This window comes from Selenomonas sp. F0473 (genome assembly GCF_000315545.1).
Lineage (GTDB): Bacteria > Bacillota > Negativicutes > Selenomonadales > Selenomonadaceae > Centipeda.
Genome location: NZ_JH992902.1, coordinates 682,734 through 700,336, shown reverse-complemented (window position 1 = coordinate 700,336; position 17,603 = coordinate 682,734). Strand labels below are relative to the sequence as shown.

Genomic DNA, 17,603 nt, shown 5'->3' with positions numbered 1-17,603 from the left:
AAAGGAGGCCGTACGATGGCAAAAGCGATGGAGGCTGCGGAGCGATGTCCGATGGAAGTCTGCTTGAATATATTGACCGGGAAATGGACGCTGAAACTGCTGTGGCAGATCTCCCAAGGCCCCGTTCGATTCAACGAACTGCGGCGGCAATTGGCGCCCGTTGCGACAAAGACGCTGGCACGGCAGCTGCAGACGCTCGAAGAACAAAAGATGATCACAAGAACCGTCTATCCGGAAACGCCGCCGAAAGTGGAATATGCGCTCTCTGATCTCGGCACGACCATCCGTCCTGTTTTGAAGGAACTATGCCTTTGGGGACGGCGCTATCAAGAAACGATTTCGAAAACCGGCGCATAATTGAGAGCGCGGCAACGGCCCCCAAAGACCGACGACGTCACGTCAATCTTTGGGGGCCGTTGCGAAGAATGCGGGCAAAGGAGCCTGTGTGCCGGGGCGGTGCAAAATACCGCGGCGCGCTATTCTTGCGCTTCCCGCGCCGCGATGATCGCGTTGATCTCGCGCTGCTGCCGGAGTTCCATCCGCTTTTGGATGAAGATGTTCGGGATGGAGACGCCGACGACGATGGCGAGGATGATCGTGATACCGTCTACGCCGAACCGCAGCGCTTCGAGCAGCTCCTCGACCGAGATCGTCTGGATGTGGAGGATGGCGAAGAGCAGACGGTAAAGCAGAACGCACGGGACGAGCGGGATCACGGGCGGGATGATGAGCAGTGTGTTCGGCGTGTGTACGATATGGATGATCTTCAGCGCCGCGATACCGACGACGGCGGCGGCAATAAAAGAGCCGATCGCCTGCGACATGCCGAACTCGATCATAACGACGTTGCGGATCAGCATGGTGACGATGCCCTCGACTGCGACGACGGCGAGCAGTTTCTTCGGCGTGTTGAACATGACGGAGAAGCCGCCCGCGGCAAGCGCCGCCGCGATCGCCTGATTAAGGTAGGTATCCGACGGCCGGATATGGACGTCGGAGATGTTGTGTACGCCCGCGATCAGGATGGCGAAGGCGATGCCGAAGGTCATTCCGCCGATGATGAGCATGGTATCCATCGCGCGCGTCATGCCCGAGGTGATAAAGCGATTCAGCATATCGCTCGCCGCGTTGACCGATGGGAAACCCGGCATAAGAAAGATGGTGCAGGCGACGAGCGCGTACCACATTGTCTCGAGACCGAGCGTATGCGGAATGACCCAGGCGCAAAGTGTTGCGACAAAACCTGTGATCATGGCGCAGGCGTATGGGTTGAACGCGTTCCGGGTGCTGAGGCGATGGGCAATGAAGCCTGCCAGTGCGGCGACCGTTGTAACAAGCGCTTCGAGCCAGCTCCCGCCGAAGAGTTTGCAGGAGCCGCCCGATCCGACGGCAGCGCCGAGTGCGATCATCCAGTCCGGATAGCAGAGCGGGCGCTCGCGAATACGGGCGATGGCGCGTTCGATGGGGTTCATGGAGGTGTTGCCGCGCAGACTGCGCCATGTGAGCTTGCTGACAGCGGCAATCACGGCAAGGTTGACGCCGTGTCGCACGCTTTTGCGGAACTGTGTGAAAGAACGCTCGCCGTCGCTGACGCACAGCATGATAGTCGTATAGGTGATATGGGATTGAATCTGCTTCGCGGGAATGCGCAGATGGGCTGCCGCACGACCCATTTCCCGAACGATACGCGCGCAGTCCGCGCCGTTCTCCATGAGCGTCTGCCCGATGTCGAGCATAATTTTCATCTTGTAGTTGAGCGTTTTATTATCGTCGCGCGCCGCGTTTTGAATCCGCTCTGTTTCCATAAGAATCTACCGTATGCCTTTCTCATCTGTCTACAACTTTTTCACATGATATCACAGAGTATGGTATCGGTGGAACGGGACCGTCCGATATGGAAAATTTTCTCCGACTGAGAAAATATGTCACGAAAGCGGCACCGGGACAAAGTCCGTATCGCCCGTCGTAAAGCGGGCGCGTCCCGCCGTGAGATCGGTGAACGCCCGCTTCCGCATCTCGACCTCCTTTGGGGGAACGAGCAGCGTCAGCGTGACCGCATCGGCGTAAGCAGCCTCCCCCGTGTGAAGCCCCGTATCGCGGATATAGCGCTCGACGGGTGCGACGAGATCGTAGTCGATGTGCAGAAGCATTGCGCGCAGCGGGATCATACGGACCTTTGGCGCCGCGTCGAGACCAAGCCCCGCCGCGTGCGCGTAGGAACGGATGAGCCCGCCCGCGCCGAGTTTGACGCCGCCGAAGTAGCGCGCGACGGCGACGGCGACATTCGTGACGCCGCGTCCCTTGATCGCTTCCAGGATGGGACTGCCCGCCGTGCCGGCCGGTTCGCCGTCGTCGCTTGACCGCTGTCGTTCGGAAGCGATGCCGAACACCCATGCATACGGAACGTGCCGCGCGTCGAAATGCTTTTTTCGGATCGCCCGGATCCATGCGCGCGTACTTTCTTCCTCCGAAGCGTGTCGGACATAGGCGAGGAAGCGGGAGCGACGGATCTCATACGAGACAGGGGAGACGCCGTCGAGCGGCGCCTCCCCTGCAGCGATTGTCATATAGGCCGGATCGGTCATTTATTCTTACGGTTGAAATAGTCGACGATGGAGGCGTCGAGCAGAATATAGGTCGGTCCCGTGCTCGCCGTCAGTTCGCCCGCCTGAAAGATGGGGCAGACATAGCCGCGGCCGCCGAGGAAATAGTTTGCCGGCACTTCACGGACGGCTTTCTCGGGCTGGATGGGCGTGCTGCGTCCCTGTTCGTTGTAGAGATGCCCGCTGGCGGCTTCGCCGTCGAGATCGGACGGGGTGAGGTGCACGAAGAAAGCGAGCGGGAGACGTTGGCCGGTCTTTTTGTAATAGACGAAGCCGTAGTCTCGGCGCGTCGGCTGGTTATCGTGCAGGGCATAGCGCATGTCGGTGAAGGTCACCGAGAGGAAGTTGTCGTCGTCAAGATGTACGCGGTAGCCCAGCTCGCCGCGGTAGAATGCGCCGCTTTCGAACTGCGCACGGAAATTCGCCGCAAACGTCTGCATGTCGGCGTTGATGCGTCCGGCAGCGGCCGTATCGTCGAGGCTGAGCACAGGGTAGGCGACGCTGAGGTTGATCACCTGTTCCCGATGATCGGATACGGCCGCGCCGGCGGTCCCTGCGGCGCCGAGAACGAAGGCGAGGGCAAGCAGAAGGGCTCCTGGTTTCATCATGTAATATCCTCCTTATATATGGATAATCAAATCATAATAAAATTTTTTAGCTTTGTCAAATAAATGATAGTAATCTTTACCCCGTTGTAGTATGATGGATACGTATTTTTTGGACGTTCTGCAGTCGGCGGAAAGGTTGTGTTACGAAGGCAATGGGCGAATCGACCATGCAACGGAAGCTGAAGCATCGGCATCTTCAGCTCATCTCCATCGGCGGCGTCATCGGGAGCGGATATTTTCTCGGCACGGGATACGTGATCGAACAGGCGGGGCCTGCCTCCGTGATCTCGTATCTGCTCGGCGGTCTCATCGTGCTCGCGGTGATGCTCTGTCTTGCGGAACTCGCGGTAGAGCAGCCGCTGTCGGGTTCGTTTGTTGTCTACGCGCGCGAAAATATCTCGGCGGCGTGGGCGTGCGGCGTCGGTTGGTCGTATTGGGTGACATGGGTTTCCTATGTGCCGTCCGAGATGATTGCGGCCGGCATCATTATGAACGGTCTCCTGCCGGAGGTCGGCACGATCTGGTGGGCCGTGTTCTTCGGTCTCATCGTTACGATTATCAATCTGTTCCGCGTGGATAAGTTCGGAGAGAGCGAGTTTTGGCTCTCGCTCGTTAAAATTCTCGCGTTGGTGGCGTTCAGTGTCGTTGCGCTCCTCATTTGCCTCGGGCTGATCGGCGAAGAGGGATATATCGGCACGCGCATCCTGCTCGGCAGCGGCGGCTTTGCCCCGCACGGATACTGGAGCATTGCCCTCACGATGGTCATCATCCTCGTCAACTTTCAAGGCGCCGAGATCATCGGGCTTGCCGCGGGGGAGACGGCGGATCCCGCCAAGAGCATTCCCTTCGCCGTGCGTAACGTGACGTGGCGCATCATCGCCCTCTACATCGTACCCATCACGCTGCTTATCTCCATCCTGCCGTGGGACCGCGCGACGCTGACGGAGAGCGTATTCGCCGCCGCGCTCGAGGCGCACGGGCTGTCGCAGCTTGGCGCGTTGTTCTCCTTCGTCGTGCTGACGGCCGCAGTCTCCTGTTCGAACTCGGGGCTCTACGGTGCCGCGCGTACGGTACATGCCTTGGCGACCATGGGGATGGCGCCGCGGATCCTCGGGGGACTGAACGATAAGGGCATCCCGTCGCGCGCGATCTATGCCTCTATCGCGTTCTGCTGGCTGGTCATCGGGATCTATGCGGTGAACCCGCATGCCGCCCTGTACACCTATCTGCTTGCGCTCTCCGGATTCTCGGGGGCGGCGGCATGGATCTCCATCTGTTGGAGTCAGTACCGGCGGCGGCGGAAACTTGAGGCATGCGGAGAGGTATCGCGGCTGCGTTACCGTATGCCTCTGTTCCCCTACGTGACGCTCTTCGGCATCTGGGCGCAGGTGCTTTGCCTCGTGTTTATGGCGTTCACCCCGGAGCTGCGTGCGGCGCTCTATCTCGGCGTGCCCATGCTGATCCTGCCGATGCTTGGGTATCGATTCTTGCGGCGGCAGTGACGGCATGCTATAATAAAGAAGTGGGATTGTTTGATAGGGAGGAAGCAATATGTTCGGTTTTTTTGGAAACAAACAAGAAGCGGAGGTGTCGCTCGCGGATCGCATTCAGGCGAAGCCGGCGCAAACGAAAAACGTACCGGGCGAGGCGTCCCAAAAGACGCGTATGCCGTCTGCGGCAAGCGCTGCGGCGGGGAGCGGAACGGATATCAAAACCGCGTATCTCTCGCGCAGCGCGCTGACGGCAGAGCGTCTGCGTGAACTATACGACTTGCCGGGCGGGCCTGCCGTCGTTCTGGGATTCGTTTCGGCGGATCTTTCAATGGAAGACGTGTCCCGCGCCGTTTCCGCGGCTTCACCGCCCGATGTGAAGATCCTTCTCATGACGACCTGCGGGGAACTTGCCTACGAGCAGGGATCGCGTTCCTATTACTTGGACGCGAAGGAAGGCCGTGCAAAGATTTTGTTGCAGGCGTTCTCTCAGCGGATGATCGTGCAGTCGCACATGCTGACCCTATCGCTCCACAACGACGACATGCGGCGCGGCGTATCCGAACTCACGCCGGCGGAGCGCACCCTGCGCATACGCGAAGATCTGCGCCACGAGAGTATTCCGTTTCCCGTACGCTTTGACGATACCTTCGCCTTCGTCTATGTCGACGGGGTGAGTTCCTGCGAATCCTTCGTACTCAAGGGGATCTACGACGCCGGGATCCTGCCATGCCCCTATATCGGCGGCAGTGCCGGCGGCGCGTTGGATTTCTCTCATACCTATATTTACGACGGGAAAAAGGTTCTTGAAAACCATGCGGCCGTTCTTGTCGTCAAGCTTGCCGAAAGTTACCGCTATGCAATTTTTAAGACGCAGGCGGTCGAGGACACGGGGAAGAAGTGGACGGTCATCGGCTCGGATCCGACCTTCCGCACCGTGGATACCGTTGCCGACGCCGACGGGCATCCCGTGTCGTTCGCGGACGTGCTGATGAAAGAACTGCATGTTTCCGATATCTCCGGACTTGCGGACGCCATGGCGGGTTATAATTTCGCAACGCGTATCGGACGCGAACTCTGCATTCGGGCGTTGCACAGCATCGATGAGAAGACGAAGAGTCTGCGCCTTTACTGCGATATCACGGCGGGCGAAGAAATCCGCCTCGTGCGCCGGACCAAGCTCATCGATACGCTCAAAGCGGACTATCGCGCGTTCGCAAAAGGGAAACCGACGCCGATCGGCGCGGTACTCAACGACTGTGTGTCGCGGCGGCTCGTTTTTTCGACCGAACTGGCGGGGGCGGATCTCTTCGCGGGTATTCCCGTGGCGGGATATTCGGCGCTTGGCGAAATTTCGGGCGTGCACCTCAACGAGACGCTGACGGCGATTTTCTTCTATCGGACGTCCGGAGAGAAGTTTGAAGACAATTATTTGGATCATTTCCCGACGATCTATGCGGACTGCCAAAAGTCGTTCCTCACGCGTGAAATCAACCGCAGGCGGATCATCGGGAGTTTGAAGGACGGCATCATCGGCGAGTTTGCTTCCTACCGGAGCCAAATGGCGGGGCTGGCGGAGACGATGACGCGCGTTTCCGAGAGTGCCGGGAACGTCTCTGAACTCGTGGGGACGCTGAGCAGCAGCCTCGGCGGCCAAGGGGACATGACAAAGGAACTCCTTGGGCGCAACGCCGAGATCACGCCGAAGCTGCAGACGCTCACAGAGAGCACGAAGAAGATCGAACAGGTCATGCAGATGATCACAGAGATCTCGGCGCAGATCAATCTCCTTGCGCTCAACGCCGCGATCGAAGCCGCGCGCGCAGGCGAGGCGGGACGCGGCTTTGCCGTCGTCGCAGGCGAGGTGCGTAAGCTCTCCGAGAATACGCGCGAGCGCCTGGAGGCTTCCGATGAGGCGATTACGCAATTGCTGCGCGACGTGCAGGAAATCGATAAGATGCTTGCGACGAATCAGGAATTTGAGGAGAAGGTTGAGAACTTTGAACACGGTTTTGACGGACAGATCGAGGACCTCCGTCGGAATCTGGACGGCGCGCTGAGCGCGGTTCAAAGTTCCGGCGCGTCCATCGAAAAAGCGGCCGAACTCGGAGAGAGCCTGGGACAACGCTTTGATGAATTGGAGGAAGTGCTCCGCTCGATTCGCTGAGAAACGCATCCATAAAAAAACCGCGGCCAACCGGCCGCGGTTTTTATGCGTTCAGAACGCTTTCCATAGGATCGAAACAATGGTGTAGGTGGAAGCGATGTAGAGAATGACGAAGATGAATTTGCGGAAGAAGGACGCGGGGATATAGCGCATCGAGAGGTGTCCTGCGACGATGCCTGTGACAAGTGCGGGCAGGAGATAGAGAAACTCGTTGAACGCGGGCGCGAGCGGATAGCCGCCGATGAGATAACTGACGAGCGAGGTGGCGTTGCCGAGAAAAAAATAAATGAAGCAGGTAGCGCGAAAGACGTCGGTCGGCATCTTTGTGTAGGCGAGATAGATGAGGAAGGGGAGTCCCCCCATCCCGGTGGTAATCGCGGTAAAGCCCGAGAGCATGCCCGTGACGACGGTGTTCCGCCGCCGTTCCTCAATGTGCCGATGGGAAATCTGCATAAGGATCAGCGTGAGCAGAACCACGACGTTGATGAATACCTTGAGCGCGTCGTTCGAAATGTAAGTGAAGAAGAAAAAACCGAAGGGCTGACCGATCAGCATGCCGAGGTAGAGCCAACGGATGAGAGGATAATTCGCTTGGCGGCGCATAAGAAAACCCTGTACGGAATTGCTGCTGCACGCGATGAGCAGCATGATCGGCACGGTGAGTTTCGGCTCATAGAAGAACATGAGCAGCGGCGCCGCGATGATCACAAGTCCAAATCCCGTGATGGACTGAATGAACGCCGCGCAGAAGATCGCAAGCGCGGGACCGACATGTGCGGCCACAGCCGAAAAGTATGCGTCCAACGGAACGTCTCCTCCGTTTCGAATCAAATTATTCCGCATATTATAGCATAAAAATAATTGTTATACACTTTTTCTATAACAATGCTGCATATGACGGCGGATGAGAAAAAAGTCCTAAAAAATCTTGTTATGACATATGAATAACGATTGACGCTGTCCCTTGATTTAAGGTATAATACCTTGGAACTGTATGACGATGAATATTTGAAAACTGCGTTCAAAAGAGCGCAGTTTTACCGTTGCATTTTGGGAGGAGCAAGAGCGCTGTGGAGAGATATTGCCCGCAGGAGATCGAGACGAAGTGGCAGAAGATATGGGAGAAAAGTCATACCTTCCGGACGGAACGGGATAATAAAAAACCGAAGTATTACGTGCTTGAGATGTTTCCCTATCCTTCGGGAAAACTGCATATGGGGCATGTCCGCAACTATTCGATCGGCGACGTTATCGCGCGCTTTCGAAAGATGGATGGGTACAACGTCCTGCACCCGATGGGATTCGACTCCTTCGGTATGCCCGCAGAGAACGCGGCGATCAAGAATAAAGTGCATCCCGCCGCATGGACGTATGCGAATATCGAGAACATGGAACGCCAGCAGCGTACGATGGGCCTCTCCTACGATTGGGACCGGGAGGTCGTCACCTGCCGGGAGGATTATTACCGTTGGACGCAGTGGCTTTTTTCGCTCTTTTACAAAAAAGGGCTCGCATATAAGAAAGAGGCGTCCGTCAACTGGTGCGACACCTGCGGCACCGTGCTCGCAAACGAGCAGGTAGAGGATGGGAAGTGCTGGCGCTGCAAATCCGAGGTGCATAAGAAAAATCTGGCGCAGTGGTTTTTTAAGATCACGGACTATGCGGACGAGCTGCTTGCCGATCTCGACAAGCTGCCCGGCTGGCCGGAGCGTGTCAAGACGATGCAGGAGAACTGGATCGGGCGCAGCGAGGGGCTGGAGTTCCGGCTGCCCGTCCCCGCCCTTGACACGGAGATTCCCGTCTATACGACGCGCCCGGACACGGCGTTCGGCATCACGTTCCTTGCGCTCGCGCCGGAGCATCCGCTCGTGGAGAAAATCTGTGAAAATAACCCGAAGGCGGACGAGCTGCGCGCATTCTGCACGCGCGTGCGCAAACAGTCGGATATTGAGCGCGCTTCGAGCGAGTCGGAGAAGGAGGGCGTCTTCACCGGCGTTTACTGCACGAACCCGTTCAACGGCGAACGGGTGGAGATTTGGATCACGAATTACGTCCTCTTCGAGTACGGCACGGGCGCGGTCATGGGCGTGCCGTCGGGGGACCAACGCGATTGGATGTTTGCCGAAAAGTACGGCATCCGCAAGATTCTGACGCTCCAGCCGAAGAACCGGGAACTCCGCCTCGAAGGGATGACCGAGGCTTATGTCGAGAAGGACGGCGTGCTCGTCAACTCTGGCCGGTTCACGGGGATGGAAATGCACGCGGCGATGGCGGCGATCATGGACGAGGCCGAGGCGCGGGGGTTCGGCAAGCGCCGCGTCAACTATCGTCTGCGCGACTGGCTGATCTCGCGGCAGCGCTACTGGGGAGCGCCGATCCCGATCGTCAACTGTCCGCGGTGCGGCGAGGTGCTCGTTCCGGACGAAGAACTTCCCGTACGGCTGCCCGAGGATGTGTCGTTCGCGCAGGGCGCGGTGTCGCCGCTCTCGAGCAGCGAACGTTTCCTGCACTGCGCCTGTCCGAAATGCGGCGGTGCGGCGACGCGCGAGACGGACACCATGGATACGTTCATCTGCTCCTCGTGGTACTATTACCGCTATGCGGATCCGCACAATACGGAGCGGCCGTTTGACCGGGACAAGGTGAACTACTGGGCGCCCGTCGATCAGTACATCGGGGGCATCGAACACGCGATTCTGCATCTGCTATACGCGCGCTTCTTTACGAAGGTGCTGCGCGACGCGGGGATGCTCGATTTCGACGAGCCGTTCACGAATCTCCTGACACAGGGGATGGTCATCAAGGACGGCGCGAAGATGTCGAAGTCCCTCGGCAACGTCGTCTCGCCCGAGGAGATTATCGACCGCTACGGCGCGGATACGGCGCGTCTCTTCATCCTATTCGCGGCGCCGATGGAGCGCGACCTTGACTGGAGCGATCAGGGAGTCGAGGGGGCGTTCCGTTTCCTCGGCCGCGTCTGGCGTATCCTCGGGCAGTTCGAAGATATGATCAAGATGGCATCCGACGCGTCGTACGACGTCTCCGGGCTCAGCGCCGAGGAAACGGAACTGAGGCGTGTGCTGCACAACACGATCAAAAAGGTCACGGAGGATGTGCGCGACCGCTTTATGTTCAACACGGCGATCTCCTCGATTATGGAGCTCGTGAATGCCTTCTACGCGTTCCAAGAGCGTCCGCTCCGCCCAGACCTTGCGCGGGAGACGGCATCCGCTCTCGTGCGTATGCTGGCTCCGTTTGCGCCGCACATCGCGGAGGAACTCTGGTCGCGGCTCTTTACGGGGAGCGTCCATGCGCAGGATTGGCCGAAGTACGATGAAAAGGCGCTGGTACAAGATGAGATCGAGGTGGTGCTGCAGATCAACGGGAAGGTGCGCGACCGCGTGAAGATTGCGGCCGATCTTGACAGGGCGTCGATGGAGCGCATCGTTATGGATCTGCCGCGGGCAAAGGAACTGACCGCGGGCAAGACGGTCGTTAAGGTTGTTTGCGTGCCGAAGAAGCTCGTGAACATCGTTGTGAAATAAAAGGGAAGTTTTTGCCGCAGGCAAGAGGGAGAGAAAGGGAGAGCCATCATGTTAAAAGCGTTTGCCGTCCGGAGTCTTTTGCCGGATATGATCGTCGGGCGTACGGTGTACGAGGGGGAGACCGATGCCGTTCTCATCGAGGGGGGGACCGTCCTCGACCGCGGGATGATCAATCTGCTTAAGGAAAAGGAAGTCGCATCGGTCTACGTCGATGAGGACAGTATCCTTGCAGCGGTCCAAAAGGAAAAAGAGGTCAAAAAGAAGCGCGAAGAGCCGGATGCTCCGGCAGGGTTCCACATTACCGCGCTGCCGGAACGCGATGCGGTCATAGACGAAAAGTATGAAGAGGACTATAAGTTTGTCTATGGAGAAATGAAAAAACTCTTCTTAGATGCGGCGGACACCGGCAGACTCAATATGGATATCCTCCAGCCGGTGATGGCGAGTCCGCGCCTCCGGGATCTTTATAAAGAAGGCGCGACGGCCGTTTCCATGATTTACAGTATGGATCAAGAGGGCGACTACAACCTGCATCACTGCGTGCATCTCGCCATCCTCTGCGGTCTCATGGCGAAGTGGATGAATCTTTCGGGGATCGACCGCCAGAACCTTGTGCTCGCGGGACTCTTCCTCGATATCGGCAAACAGTTCATTCCAAAAGATATTTTGGATAAGAAGGGGAAACTTACCGAGGAAGAGTTCGATCTGATGAAGAACCACGTCGTGGACAGCTTTAAGCTTGTTGAGGGCAGTCCGCTTGCGGGAAGGTCGGACCTCATGAACGGCATTATTCAGCATCATGAGCGCAGCGACGGTTCGGGGTACCCTTCGGGATTGGAAGGGGCACAGATTTCGACGTTTGGCCGCGTGCTCGCCGTACTCGACAGTTACGACGCGATGGCCTCGAGTCGTGCCTATGCGCAGAAACGCTCGCCCTTCGAGGTCTTTAAGATTCTTTACGCCGAAGTGCTCGACGGCAGGCTCGATTCGGAATACGCCGTCCTCTTCATGCGCAAGCTGAACGCCGCGCTCAACGGCTGTTGGATACGCCTCTCCGACGGAACGGCCGGCCGCATTGTGTACATCGACGAGTCGCGCGTTACGGCAATGCCTGTCGTCCAGCTTGTAGACGGCGGCTTCCTCGATCTCAATACGGTCAAGGATCTTACGGTCGTCGAGATCTTGACGGCGGCAGAGGTCGACAGTCTCTAAAGAACGTATGCGAAAGGCACCCTGCGGGGTGCTTTTTCTTTGACTTGCTATTTCAGAGGAATGCGCTATAATGGAGCAATGATTTTTTGCAAAGAACGGTAAAGGAGGGCGGCCGATGGCGACGGTTCCGAAACTCAATACGATGCATTTTGGCGGGGAGATCCCGTTCAAGGTCGTCGCGCCCTTTGAACCGATGGGGGATCAGCCGCGCGCGATCGCGGATCTTGCGGGCGGCATCGAGAACGGGCAGACGGCGCAGGTGCTGCTCGGCGCGACGGGGACGGGCAAGACCTACACGATGGCGAAGGTCATCGAGCGCGTCCAGCGGCCGACGCTCGTCATCGCGCACAACAAGACGCTCGCGGCGCAGCTCGCGAGCGAGTTCAAGTCGTTCTTTCCGGACAACTACGTCGGCTACTTTGTCAGCTACTACGACTACTACCAGCCCGAGGCATACATTGCGCAGACGGACACCTACATCGAGAAGGACGCGTCCATCAACGACGAGATCGACGAGCTGCGGCATTCCGCGACCTGCTCGCTGTTCGAGCGGCGCGACGTCATTATCGTGGCGAGCGTGTCCTGCATCTACGGTCTCGGCTCGCCGGAGAGCTATCACGAGATGGTGCTCTCGGTGCATAAGGGACAGACGATTCCGCGCGAGGAGATTCTGCAAAAGCTCGTCTCCATCCGCTACGAGCGCAACGACATCGCCTTTGAGCGCGGCCGGTTCCGCGTGCGCGGCGACGTCGTTGAGATTTTTCCCGCAGGGTACAACAACCGCGGCGTGCGGATTGAGATGTTCGGCGACGAGGTGGAGCGCATCATCGAGTTCGATGTCGTCTCGGGCGAAGTCTACGGCGAGCGTCTGCATTCGATGGTTTTTCCGGCGTCTCATTACGTCACCGAAGACGAGGATATGAAGATCGCGATGGCGGACATCCGCACGGAGCTTGAAGAGCAGCTTGTCCTGCTCAAGGGCGAGGGGAAACTCCTCGAGGCGCAGCGGCTCGAGCAGCGGACGAACTACGACCTCGAGATGATGCAGGAGATGGGCTACTGCGCGGGCATCGAAAACTATTCGCGCCACTTGACGCACCGCAAGGCGGGGGAGACGCCGTACACACTGCTCGACTACTTCCCCGAGGACTTCCTCATCATGATCGACGAGTCCCATGTGACCTTGCCGCAGATTCACGCGATGTACGGCGGCGACCGCAGCCGGAAAATTTCGCTCGTGGACAACGGGTTCCGCTTGCCGTCGGCGTTTGACAACCGCCCGTTGACGTTCGACGAGTTCGCCGCGCGCGTGAATCAGATCGTCTACGTCTCGGCGACGCCCGGGAAATACGAGATGCAGCAGGCACAGCAGGTGACGCAGCAGATCATCCGTCCGACGGGGCTGCTCGACCCCGTCGTCGAGGTGCGCCCGCTCGACGGGCAGATCGACGATCTGCTCGCCGAGATTCGCCTGCGTGTCGAGCGCAATGAGCGCGTGCTCGTTACGACGCTGACGAAGCGCATGGCGGAGCATTTGACGGACTACCTGCGCGAGGCGGGGGTGAAGGTGCGCTATCTCCACTCCGATATCGCGACCATCGAGCGCGCGGAGATCATTCACGACCTGCGCGCGGGCGAGTTCGACGTCCTCGTCGGCATCAACCTGCTGCGCGAGGGGCTCGATATGCCAGAGGTCTCGCTCATCGCGATCCTCGACGCGGACAAAGAGGGGTTCCTGCGCTCCGACACATCGCTCATCCAGACCATCGGACGCGCCGCGCGCAATGTGGCGGGGCATGTCATCATGTACGGCGACGTCGTCACCGGCTCCATGCAGCGTGCCATCGACGAGACTGAGCGCCGCCGCGAGATACAGGAAACCTACAATAAAGAACACGGCATCGTGCCGAGAACCATCGTCAAACCCGTCGTCCCGCTCATCGAGATGACGCTGGTCGCGGCCGAGGGGGCCGCGCCCTATGGGAAAAAGGACGGGAAAAAGAAGAAACTCGGCAAGAAGGAGCGGGAGAATCTCGTCAAAAGCCTCCTGAGCGAAATGCGGCAGGCTTCGCGCGCACTTGAGTTTGAACGGGCGGCGGAGCTGCGCGATATGATTGTCGAACTGGAGGGCGAACTTCCAAAGAAAAAATAGGGGAGAATATGAACGACTGCATTAAAATAGAAGGGGCGCGCGCCCACAACCTCAAGAATATCAACGTTGAAATCCCGCGAGACAAACTCGTCGTCGTGACGGGGCTCTCCGGCTCGGGGAAGTCCTCGCTCGCGTTCGATACCATCTACGCGGAGGGACAGCGCCGCTACGTCGAGTCGCTGTCCGCCTATGCGCGGCAGTTTCTCGGACAGATGGACAAGCCCGACGTGGACAATATTGAGGGATTATCGCCCGCAATTTCGATCGACCAGAAGACGACGAGCCACAACCCGCGCTCGACGGTCGGCACGGTCACGGAGATCTACGACTACCTGCGTCTGCTCTACGCGCGCGTGGGGCGTCCGCACTGCCCGAACTGCGGCAAACCTATTACACAACAGAGCGTGGATCAGATGGTGGATCAGATCAAGACGCTGCCCGAGGGGACGAAGCTGCTCATCATGGCGCAGCTTGTGCGCGAGAAAAAGGGCGAGCACCGCAAGATCCTCGACCAGATCCGCCGCGACGGCTATGTGCGCGTCCGCATCGACGGGGAGGTGCGCGACCTCGGCGAGGAGATCGCGCTCGAAAAACAGAAAAAGCACACGATCGAGGTCGTCGTCGACCGCCTCGTCGTGCGGGCAGGCATGGAGAGCCGTCTGACGGACTCCCTCGAGACAGCCCTGCGCGTGGGCGGCGGCGTCGTCTATGTGCAGATCGTGGACGGCGAACTCCTCATGTTCAGCGAGAACTTCGCCTGCGTGGACTGCGGCATCTCGCTGCCCGAGATCGCGCCGCGCATGTTTTCGTTCAACAGTCCGTTCGGCGCCTGTCCCGTCTGTACGGGACTCGGCAGCCACAAGGAGTTCGACCCCGAACTCGTCCTGCCCGACCCGACGCTCAGCGTTGCGGACGGCGTCTTTGCGCCGCTCTCGAAGAACCCGAACTCCTACAGCATGCGCGCCATCGCCGCACTCCTAGAGGCGCATGACTACGATGTGCATACGCAGTGGAACCGCATGGATAAGAAGACCCGGCACCTCCTGCTCCACGGCGCGCCCGACGAATACGTCTCCTTCCGCTACGTCAACATGTTCGGCGAAGAGAAGGAATACAACGTCCCCTTTGAGGGCGTCCTGCCCGCGCTCGCGCGCCGCTACCGCGAGACGGACTCCGAGGAGATGCGCGAGAGCTACGAGGACTACATGACGGATACGCCGTGTACGGCGTGCCGCGGTGCGCGCCTGAAGCCCGAGACGCTTGCGGTCACCGTCGGCGGGAAGAATATCGCGCAGCTCACGGCGCTGACCATCCGCGAGGCGGACGCGTTCCTTACAGAGGCTGAACATGACTTCAGCCCGCGTGAGGCGAAGATTGCCGTGGAGATTCTCAAGGAAATCCACGCGCGCCTGCATTTCCTGCTCGACGTGGGGCTCGACTATCTGACGCTCTCGCGTGCGGCGGGGACGCTCTCGGGCGGCGAGGCGCAGCGCATCCGGCTCGCCACGCAGATCGGCTCGGGCCTGATGGGCGTGCTCTACATCCTCGACGAGCCGAGCATCGGCCTGCACCAGCGCGACAACAACCGTCTGCTCGCGACGCTCCGGCACCTGCGCGACCTCGGCAACACGCTCATCGTCGTCGAGCACGACGAGGATACGATGTACGCCGCCGACCACATCATCGACATCGGACCCGGCGCGGGCGAGCACGGCGGCGAGGTCGTCGCCGAGGGGACGGCCGAGGAGATCATGAAGGTGCCCGCCTCCGTGACGGGCGCGTACCTCGCACGGAAAAAGTTCATTCCCGTGCCGGAGACGCGGCGCAAGGGGAACGGGAACGCGCTCGAGATCGTCGGTGCGCAGGAGAACAACCTCAAGAATATCAACGTGAAGTTCCCGCTCGGCACGCTGACGCTCGTCACGGGCGTCTCCGGCTCGGGAAAATCCACGCTCGTCAACGAGATCCTCTACCGCGGCGTCGCCTCGCGGCTCTACCGCGCGAAGGGAAAACCCGGCAGGCATAAAAAAATCAAGGGGCTCGAACACATCGACAAGGTCATCAACATCGACCAGCAGCCGATCGGGCGCACGCCGCGCTCGAATCCCGCGACCTATACGGGCGTGTTCGACGCGATCCGCGAGCTGTTCAGTCAAGTCTCCGAGTCGCGCATGCGCGGCTACAAGGCGGGGCGGTTCAGCTTCAACGTCAAGGGCGGGCGCTGCGAGGCGTGCCGCGGCGACGGCATCCTCAAGATCGAGATGCAGTTCCTTCCGGACGTCTACGTCCCGTGCGAGGTCTGCAAGGGCGCGCGCTACAACCGCGAGACGCTGGAGGTGCATTATAAAGGAAAGACCATCGCCGAAGTGCTCGATATGACGATCGAGGAGGCCGTGGACTTTTTCCGGAATGTGCCGCGCATCGCGCGCAAACTCGAGATTATCCGCGACGTCGGTCTCGGCTACATCCGCCTCGGTCAGCCCGCGACGACGCTCTCGGGCGGCGAGGCGCAGCGCGTCAAACTCGCGACGGAACTTTCGAAGCGCAGCACGGGCAAGACGCTCTACATCCTCGACGAGCCGACGACGGGGCTGCACGCGGCCGATATCCACAAGCTGCTCGTCATTTTGCAGCGGCTCGTCGACGGCGGGGATACGGTCGTCGTGATCGAGCACAACCTCGACGTGATCAAGGCGGCGGATTATGTGATCGATCTCGGCCCCGAGGGCGGCGTGCGGGGAGGCACGGTCGTCGCGAAGGGGACGCCCGAACAGCTTGTGAAAGTCAAAGGATCCTACACGGGGCAATTCCTAAAGCCCCTTTTGGAAGAAAAATATAAAAGATAAAAAATAGGAACTGAGAACTGAAAAAGAGGGTAATGTTAAGATGCTCATTTTAGGCCAGATGGTCGTTTTCTTTCTGATGATCTTTGCGGGCGCGCTTGCGCGGCGGTACGACATCATCATCCCGAACAATCAGGAGCAGTTTTCCTCGCTGATTGTCAACATCGCGTGCCCCTGCCTGATCATCTCCGCCGCGATGCACGCGGAGGAACACATGGAGCTCATACAGGTTGTCGAGACCTATACGGCATATGGGCTGCTGCTCGGCATGATGTGCGCCGTCGGGTTCCTGCTGCCGCTGATCCTGCGCTTCCGCGGGCGCCTGCGCGGCGCGGTCAACCTCTCGTTTTGGTTCAACAACTCGCTCTTTATGGGGCTGCCGCTCGTGCAGGGGGTCTACGGGGATCAGGCCGTCGTTTACATGACGCTGTTCTTCATCCCCGTGAACCTGCTCTTCTTCATCTACGGCGTCTCGTCCATCAGCATCCACAAGCGGCGCGGCGCGGATCTGATCCGCATGCTGATCAACCCCGGCATCGTCGCGTCCTTGATCGCCTGCGTGATCTACTTCGCCGAGGTTCCGACGAATCCGCTGATCATGCAGGCGTTTACGATGATCGGCGCGCTCACGGCGCCGCTCGCCATGATGATGATCGGCGCCTCGCTGAGGGATATCCATGTGCGCCATATGCTGACGGATCGGAAACTGCTTCTCTATACCTTTTTGAAAGCGGTCGTACTCCCGATTCCGCTGCTCATCGTCATGAAAATGTTCGTCACGAATCCGTATATTCTCGGGTGCAGCCTTGTCATCGTTGCGGCGCCGACGGGCGGGATGGTCGCGATGGTCGCGCTGCTCTACAACAAAGTCGCCTATCCGCTCATGACGGAGATCATCGCGCTCTCGACGATGATTTCGGTGGCGACGATTCCGCTCGTGTCGGTGCTGACCGGCATCTGATACGGCGTAGAAAAGGGGGCTG

The 17,603-nt window shown here is 59.2% G+C and carries 12 protein-coding genes; 8 read left to right on the top strand and 4 right to left on the bottom strand.

Annotated features, from left to right (window positions below):
* Positions 1-15 precede the first annotated feature (15 nt).
* Positions 16-357, top strand: coding sequence for a helix-turn-helix domain-containing protein (locus HMPREF9161_RS03260; RefSeq protein ID WP_009728254.1), 342 nt, complete (start codon positions 16-18; stop codon positions 355-357).
* Between the two features lie 119 nt (positions 358-476).
* On the opposite strand, the gene HMPREF9161_RS03255 is transcribed toward HMPREF9161_RS03260, so the two are convergent.
* The 3 genes from HMPREF9161_RS03255 to HMPREF9161_RS03245 all read right to left on the bottom strand — a co-directional run bounded on the left by HMPREF9161_RS03255 (position 477) and on the right by HMPREF9161_RS03245 (position 3,208).
* Positions 477-1,805 carry a threonine/serine exporter ThrE family protein gene (locus HMPREF9161_RS03255; RefSeq protein ID WP_009728253.1) on the bottom strand — a complete coding sequence of 443 codons (1,329 nt, stop codon included), beginning with the start codon at positions 1,803-1,805 and terminating at the stop codon, positions 477-479.
* 120 nt (positions 1,806-1,925) lie between these two features.
* Positions 1,926-2,585, bottom strand: coding sequence for a YigZ family protein (locus tag HMPREF9161_RS03250; RefSeq protein WP_009728252.1), 660 nt, complete (start codon positions 2,583-2,585; stop codon positions 1,926-1,928).
* The gene (locus tag HMPREF9161_RS03245; RefSeq protein ID WP_037348771.1) at positions 2,582-3,208 is read right to left on the bottom strand and encodes a hypothetical protein; all 627 of its coding nucleotides are present in this window, start codon (positions 3,206-3,208) and stop codon (positions 2,582-2,584) included. The genes HMPREF9161_RS03250 and HMPREF9161_RS03245 overlap by 4 nt, the downstream gene beginning before the upstream one ends.
* A 155-nt stretch (positions 3,209-3,363) precedes the next feature.
* On the opposite strand from HMPREF9161_RS03245, the gene HMPREF9161_RS03240 reads away from it, so the two are divergent.
* Positions 3,364-4,713, top strand: coding sequence for an amino acid permease (locus HMPREF9161_RS03240; RefSeq protein WP_037348561.1), 1,350 nt, complete (start codon positions 3,364-3,366; stop codon positions 4,711-4,713).
* A gap of 49 nt (positions 4,714-4,762) precedes the next feature.
* Positions 4,763-6,868: a methyl-accepting chemotaxis protein gene (locus HMPREF9161_RS03235; protein ID WP_009728249.1), complete on the top strand. Its 2,106-nt coding sequence runs from the start codon at positions 4,763-4,765 to the stop codon at positions 6,866-6,868.
* Positions 6,869-6,919: 51 nt separating this feature from the next.
* Here HMPREF9161_RS03235 and HMPREF9161_RS03230 read toward each other — a convergent pair whose 3' ends face one another.
* Entirely contained in the window at positions 6,920-7,672 is a 753-nt protein-coding gene (locus HMPREF9161_RS03230; RefSeq protein ID WP_009728248.1) for a sulfite exporter TauE/SafE family protein, read from the bottom strand.
* Positions 7,673-7,938: 266 nt separating this feature from the next.
* On the opposite strand from HMPREF9161_RS03230, the gene leuS reads away from it, so the two are divergent.
* The 5 genes from leuS (at position 7,939) to HMPREF9161_RS03205 (ending at position 17,581) form a co-directional block, all read left to right on the top strand.
* A complete protein-coding gene (gene leuS, locus HMPREF9161_RS03225; protein ID WP_009728247.1) occupies positions 7,939-10,413 on the top strand; it encodes a leucine--tRNA ligase in 2,475 nt (824 codons plus the stop codon).
* Between the two features lie 48 nt (positions 10,414-10,461).
* The gene (locus HMPREF9161_RS03220) at positions 10,462-11,625 is read left to right on the top strand and encodes an HD-GYP domain-containing protein (protein WP_009728246.1); all 1,164 of its coding nucleotides are present in this window, start codon (positions 10,462-10,464) and stop codon (positions 11,623-11,625) included.
* A 115-nt stretch (positions 11,626-11,740) separates the two neighbouring features.
* Complete coding sequence (uvrB, locus tag HMPREF9161_RS03215; RefSeq protein ID WP_009728245.1) at positions 11,741-13,777, top strand: excinuclease ABC subunit UvrB; 2,037 nt, start codon at positions 11,741-11,743, stop codon at positions 13,775-13,777.
* Between the two features lie 8 nt (positions 13,778-13,785).
* The gene (uvrA, locus tag HMPREF9161_RS03210; protein WP_009728244.1) at positions 13,786-16,623 is read left to right on the top strand and encodes an excinuclease ABC subunit UvrA; all 2,838 of its coding nucleotides are present in this window, start codon (positions 13,786-13,788) and stop codon (positions 16,621-16,623) included.
* A 40-nt stretch (positions 16,624-16,663) separates the two neighbouring features.
* Positions 16,664-17,581, top strand: a complete 918-nt coding sequence (locus HMPREF9161_RS03205; protein ID WP_009728243.1) for an AEC family transporter — start codon at positions 16,664-16,666, stop codon at positions 17,579-17,581.
* Positions 17,582-17,603 lie beyond the last annotated feature (22 nt).

Bases quoted from the DNA above. Each gene is read 5' to 3' on its own strand.
- HMPREF9161_RS03260 (WP_009728254.1), top strand. From the start codon at position 16: ATGGCAAAAGCGATGGAGGCTGCGGAGCGATGTCCGATGGAAGTCTGC.
- HMPREF9161_RS03255 (WP_009728253.1), bottom strand. From the start codon at position 1,805: ATGGAAACAGAGCGGATTCAAAACGCGGCGCGCGACGATAATAAAACG.
- HMPREF9161_RS03250 (WP_009728252.1), bottom strand. From the start codon at position 2,585: ATGACCGATCCGGCCTATATGACAATCGCTGCAGGGGAGGCGCCGCTC.
- HMPREF9161_RS03245 (WP_037348771.1), bottom strand. From the start codon at position 3,208: ATGAAACCAGGAGCCCTTCTGCTTGCCCTCGCCTTCGTTCTCGGCGCC.
- HMPREF9161_RS03240 (WP_037348561.1), top strand. From the start codon at position 3,364: ATGGGCGAATCGACCATGCAACGGAAGCTGAAGCATCGGCATCTTCAG.
- HMPREF9161_RS03235 (WP_009728249.1), top strand. From the start codon at position 4,763: ATGTTCGGTTTTTTTGGAAACAAACAAGAAGCGGAGGTGTCGCTCGCG.
- HMPREF9161_RS03220 (WP_009728246.1), top strand. From the start codon at position 10,462: ATGTTAAAAGCGTTTGCCGTCCGGAGTCTTTTGCCGGATATGATCGTC.
- uvrB (WP_009728245.1), top strand. From the start codon at position 11,741: ATGGCGACGGTTCCGAAACTCAATACGATGCATTTTGGCGGGGAGATC.
- uvrA (WP_009728244.1), top strand. From the start codon at position 13,786: ATGAACGACTGCATTAAAATAGAAGGGGCGCGCGCCCACAACCTCAAG.
- HMPREF9161_RS03205 (WP_009728243.1), top strand. From the start codon at position 16,664: ATGCTCATTTTAGGCCAGATGGTCGTTTTCTTTCTGATGATCTTTGCG.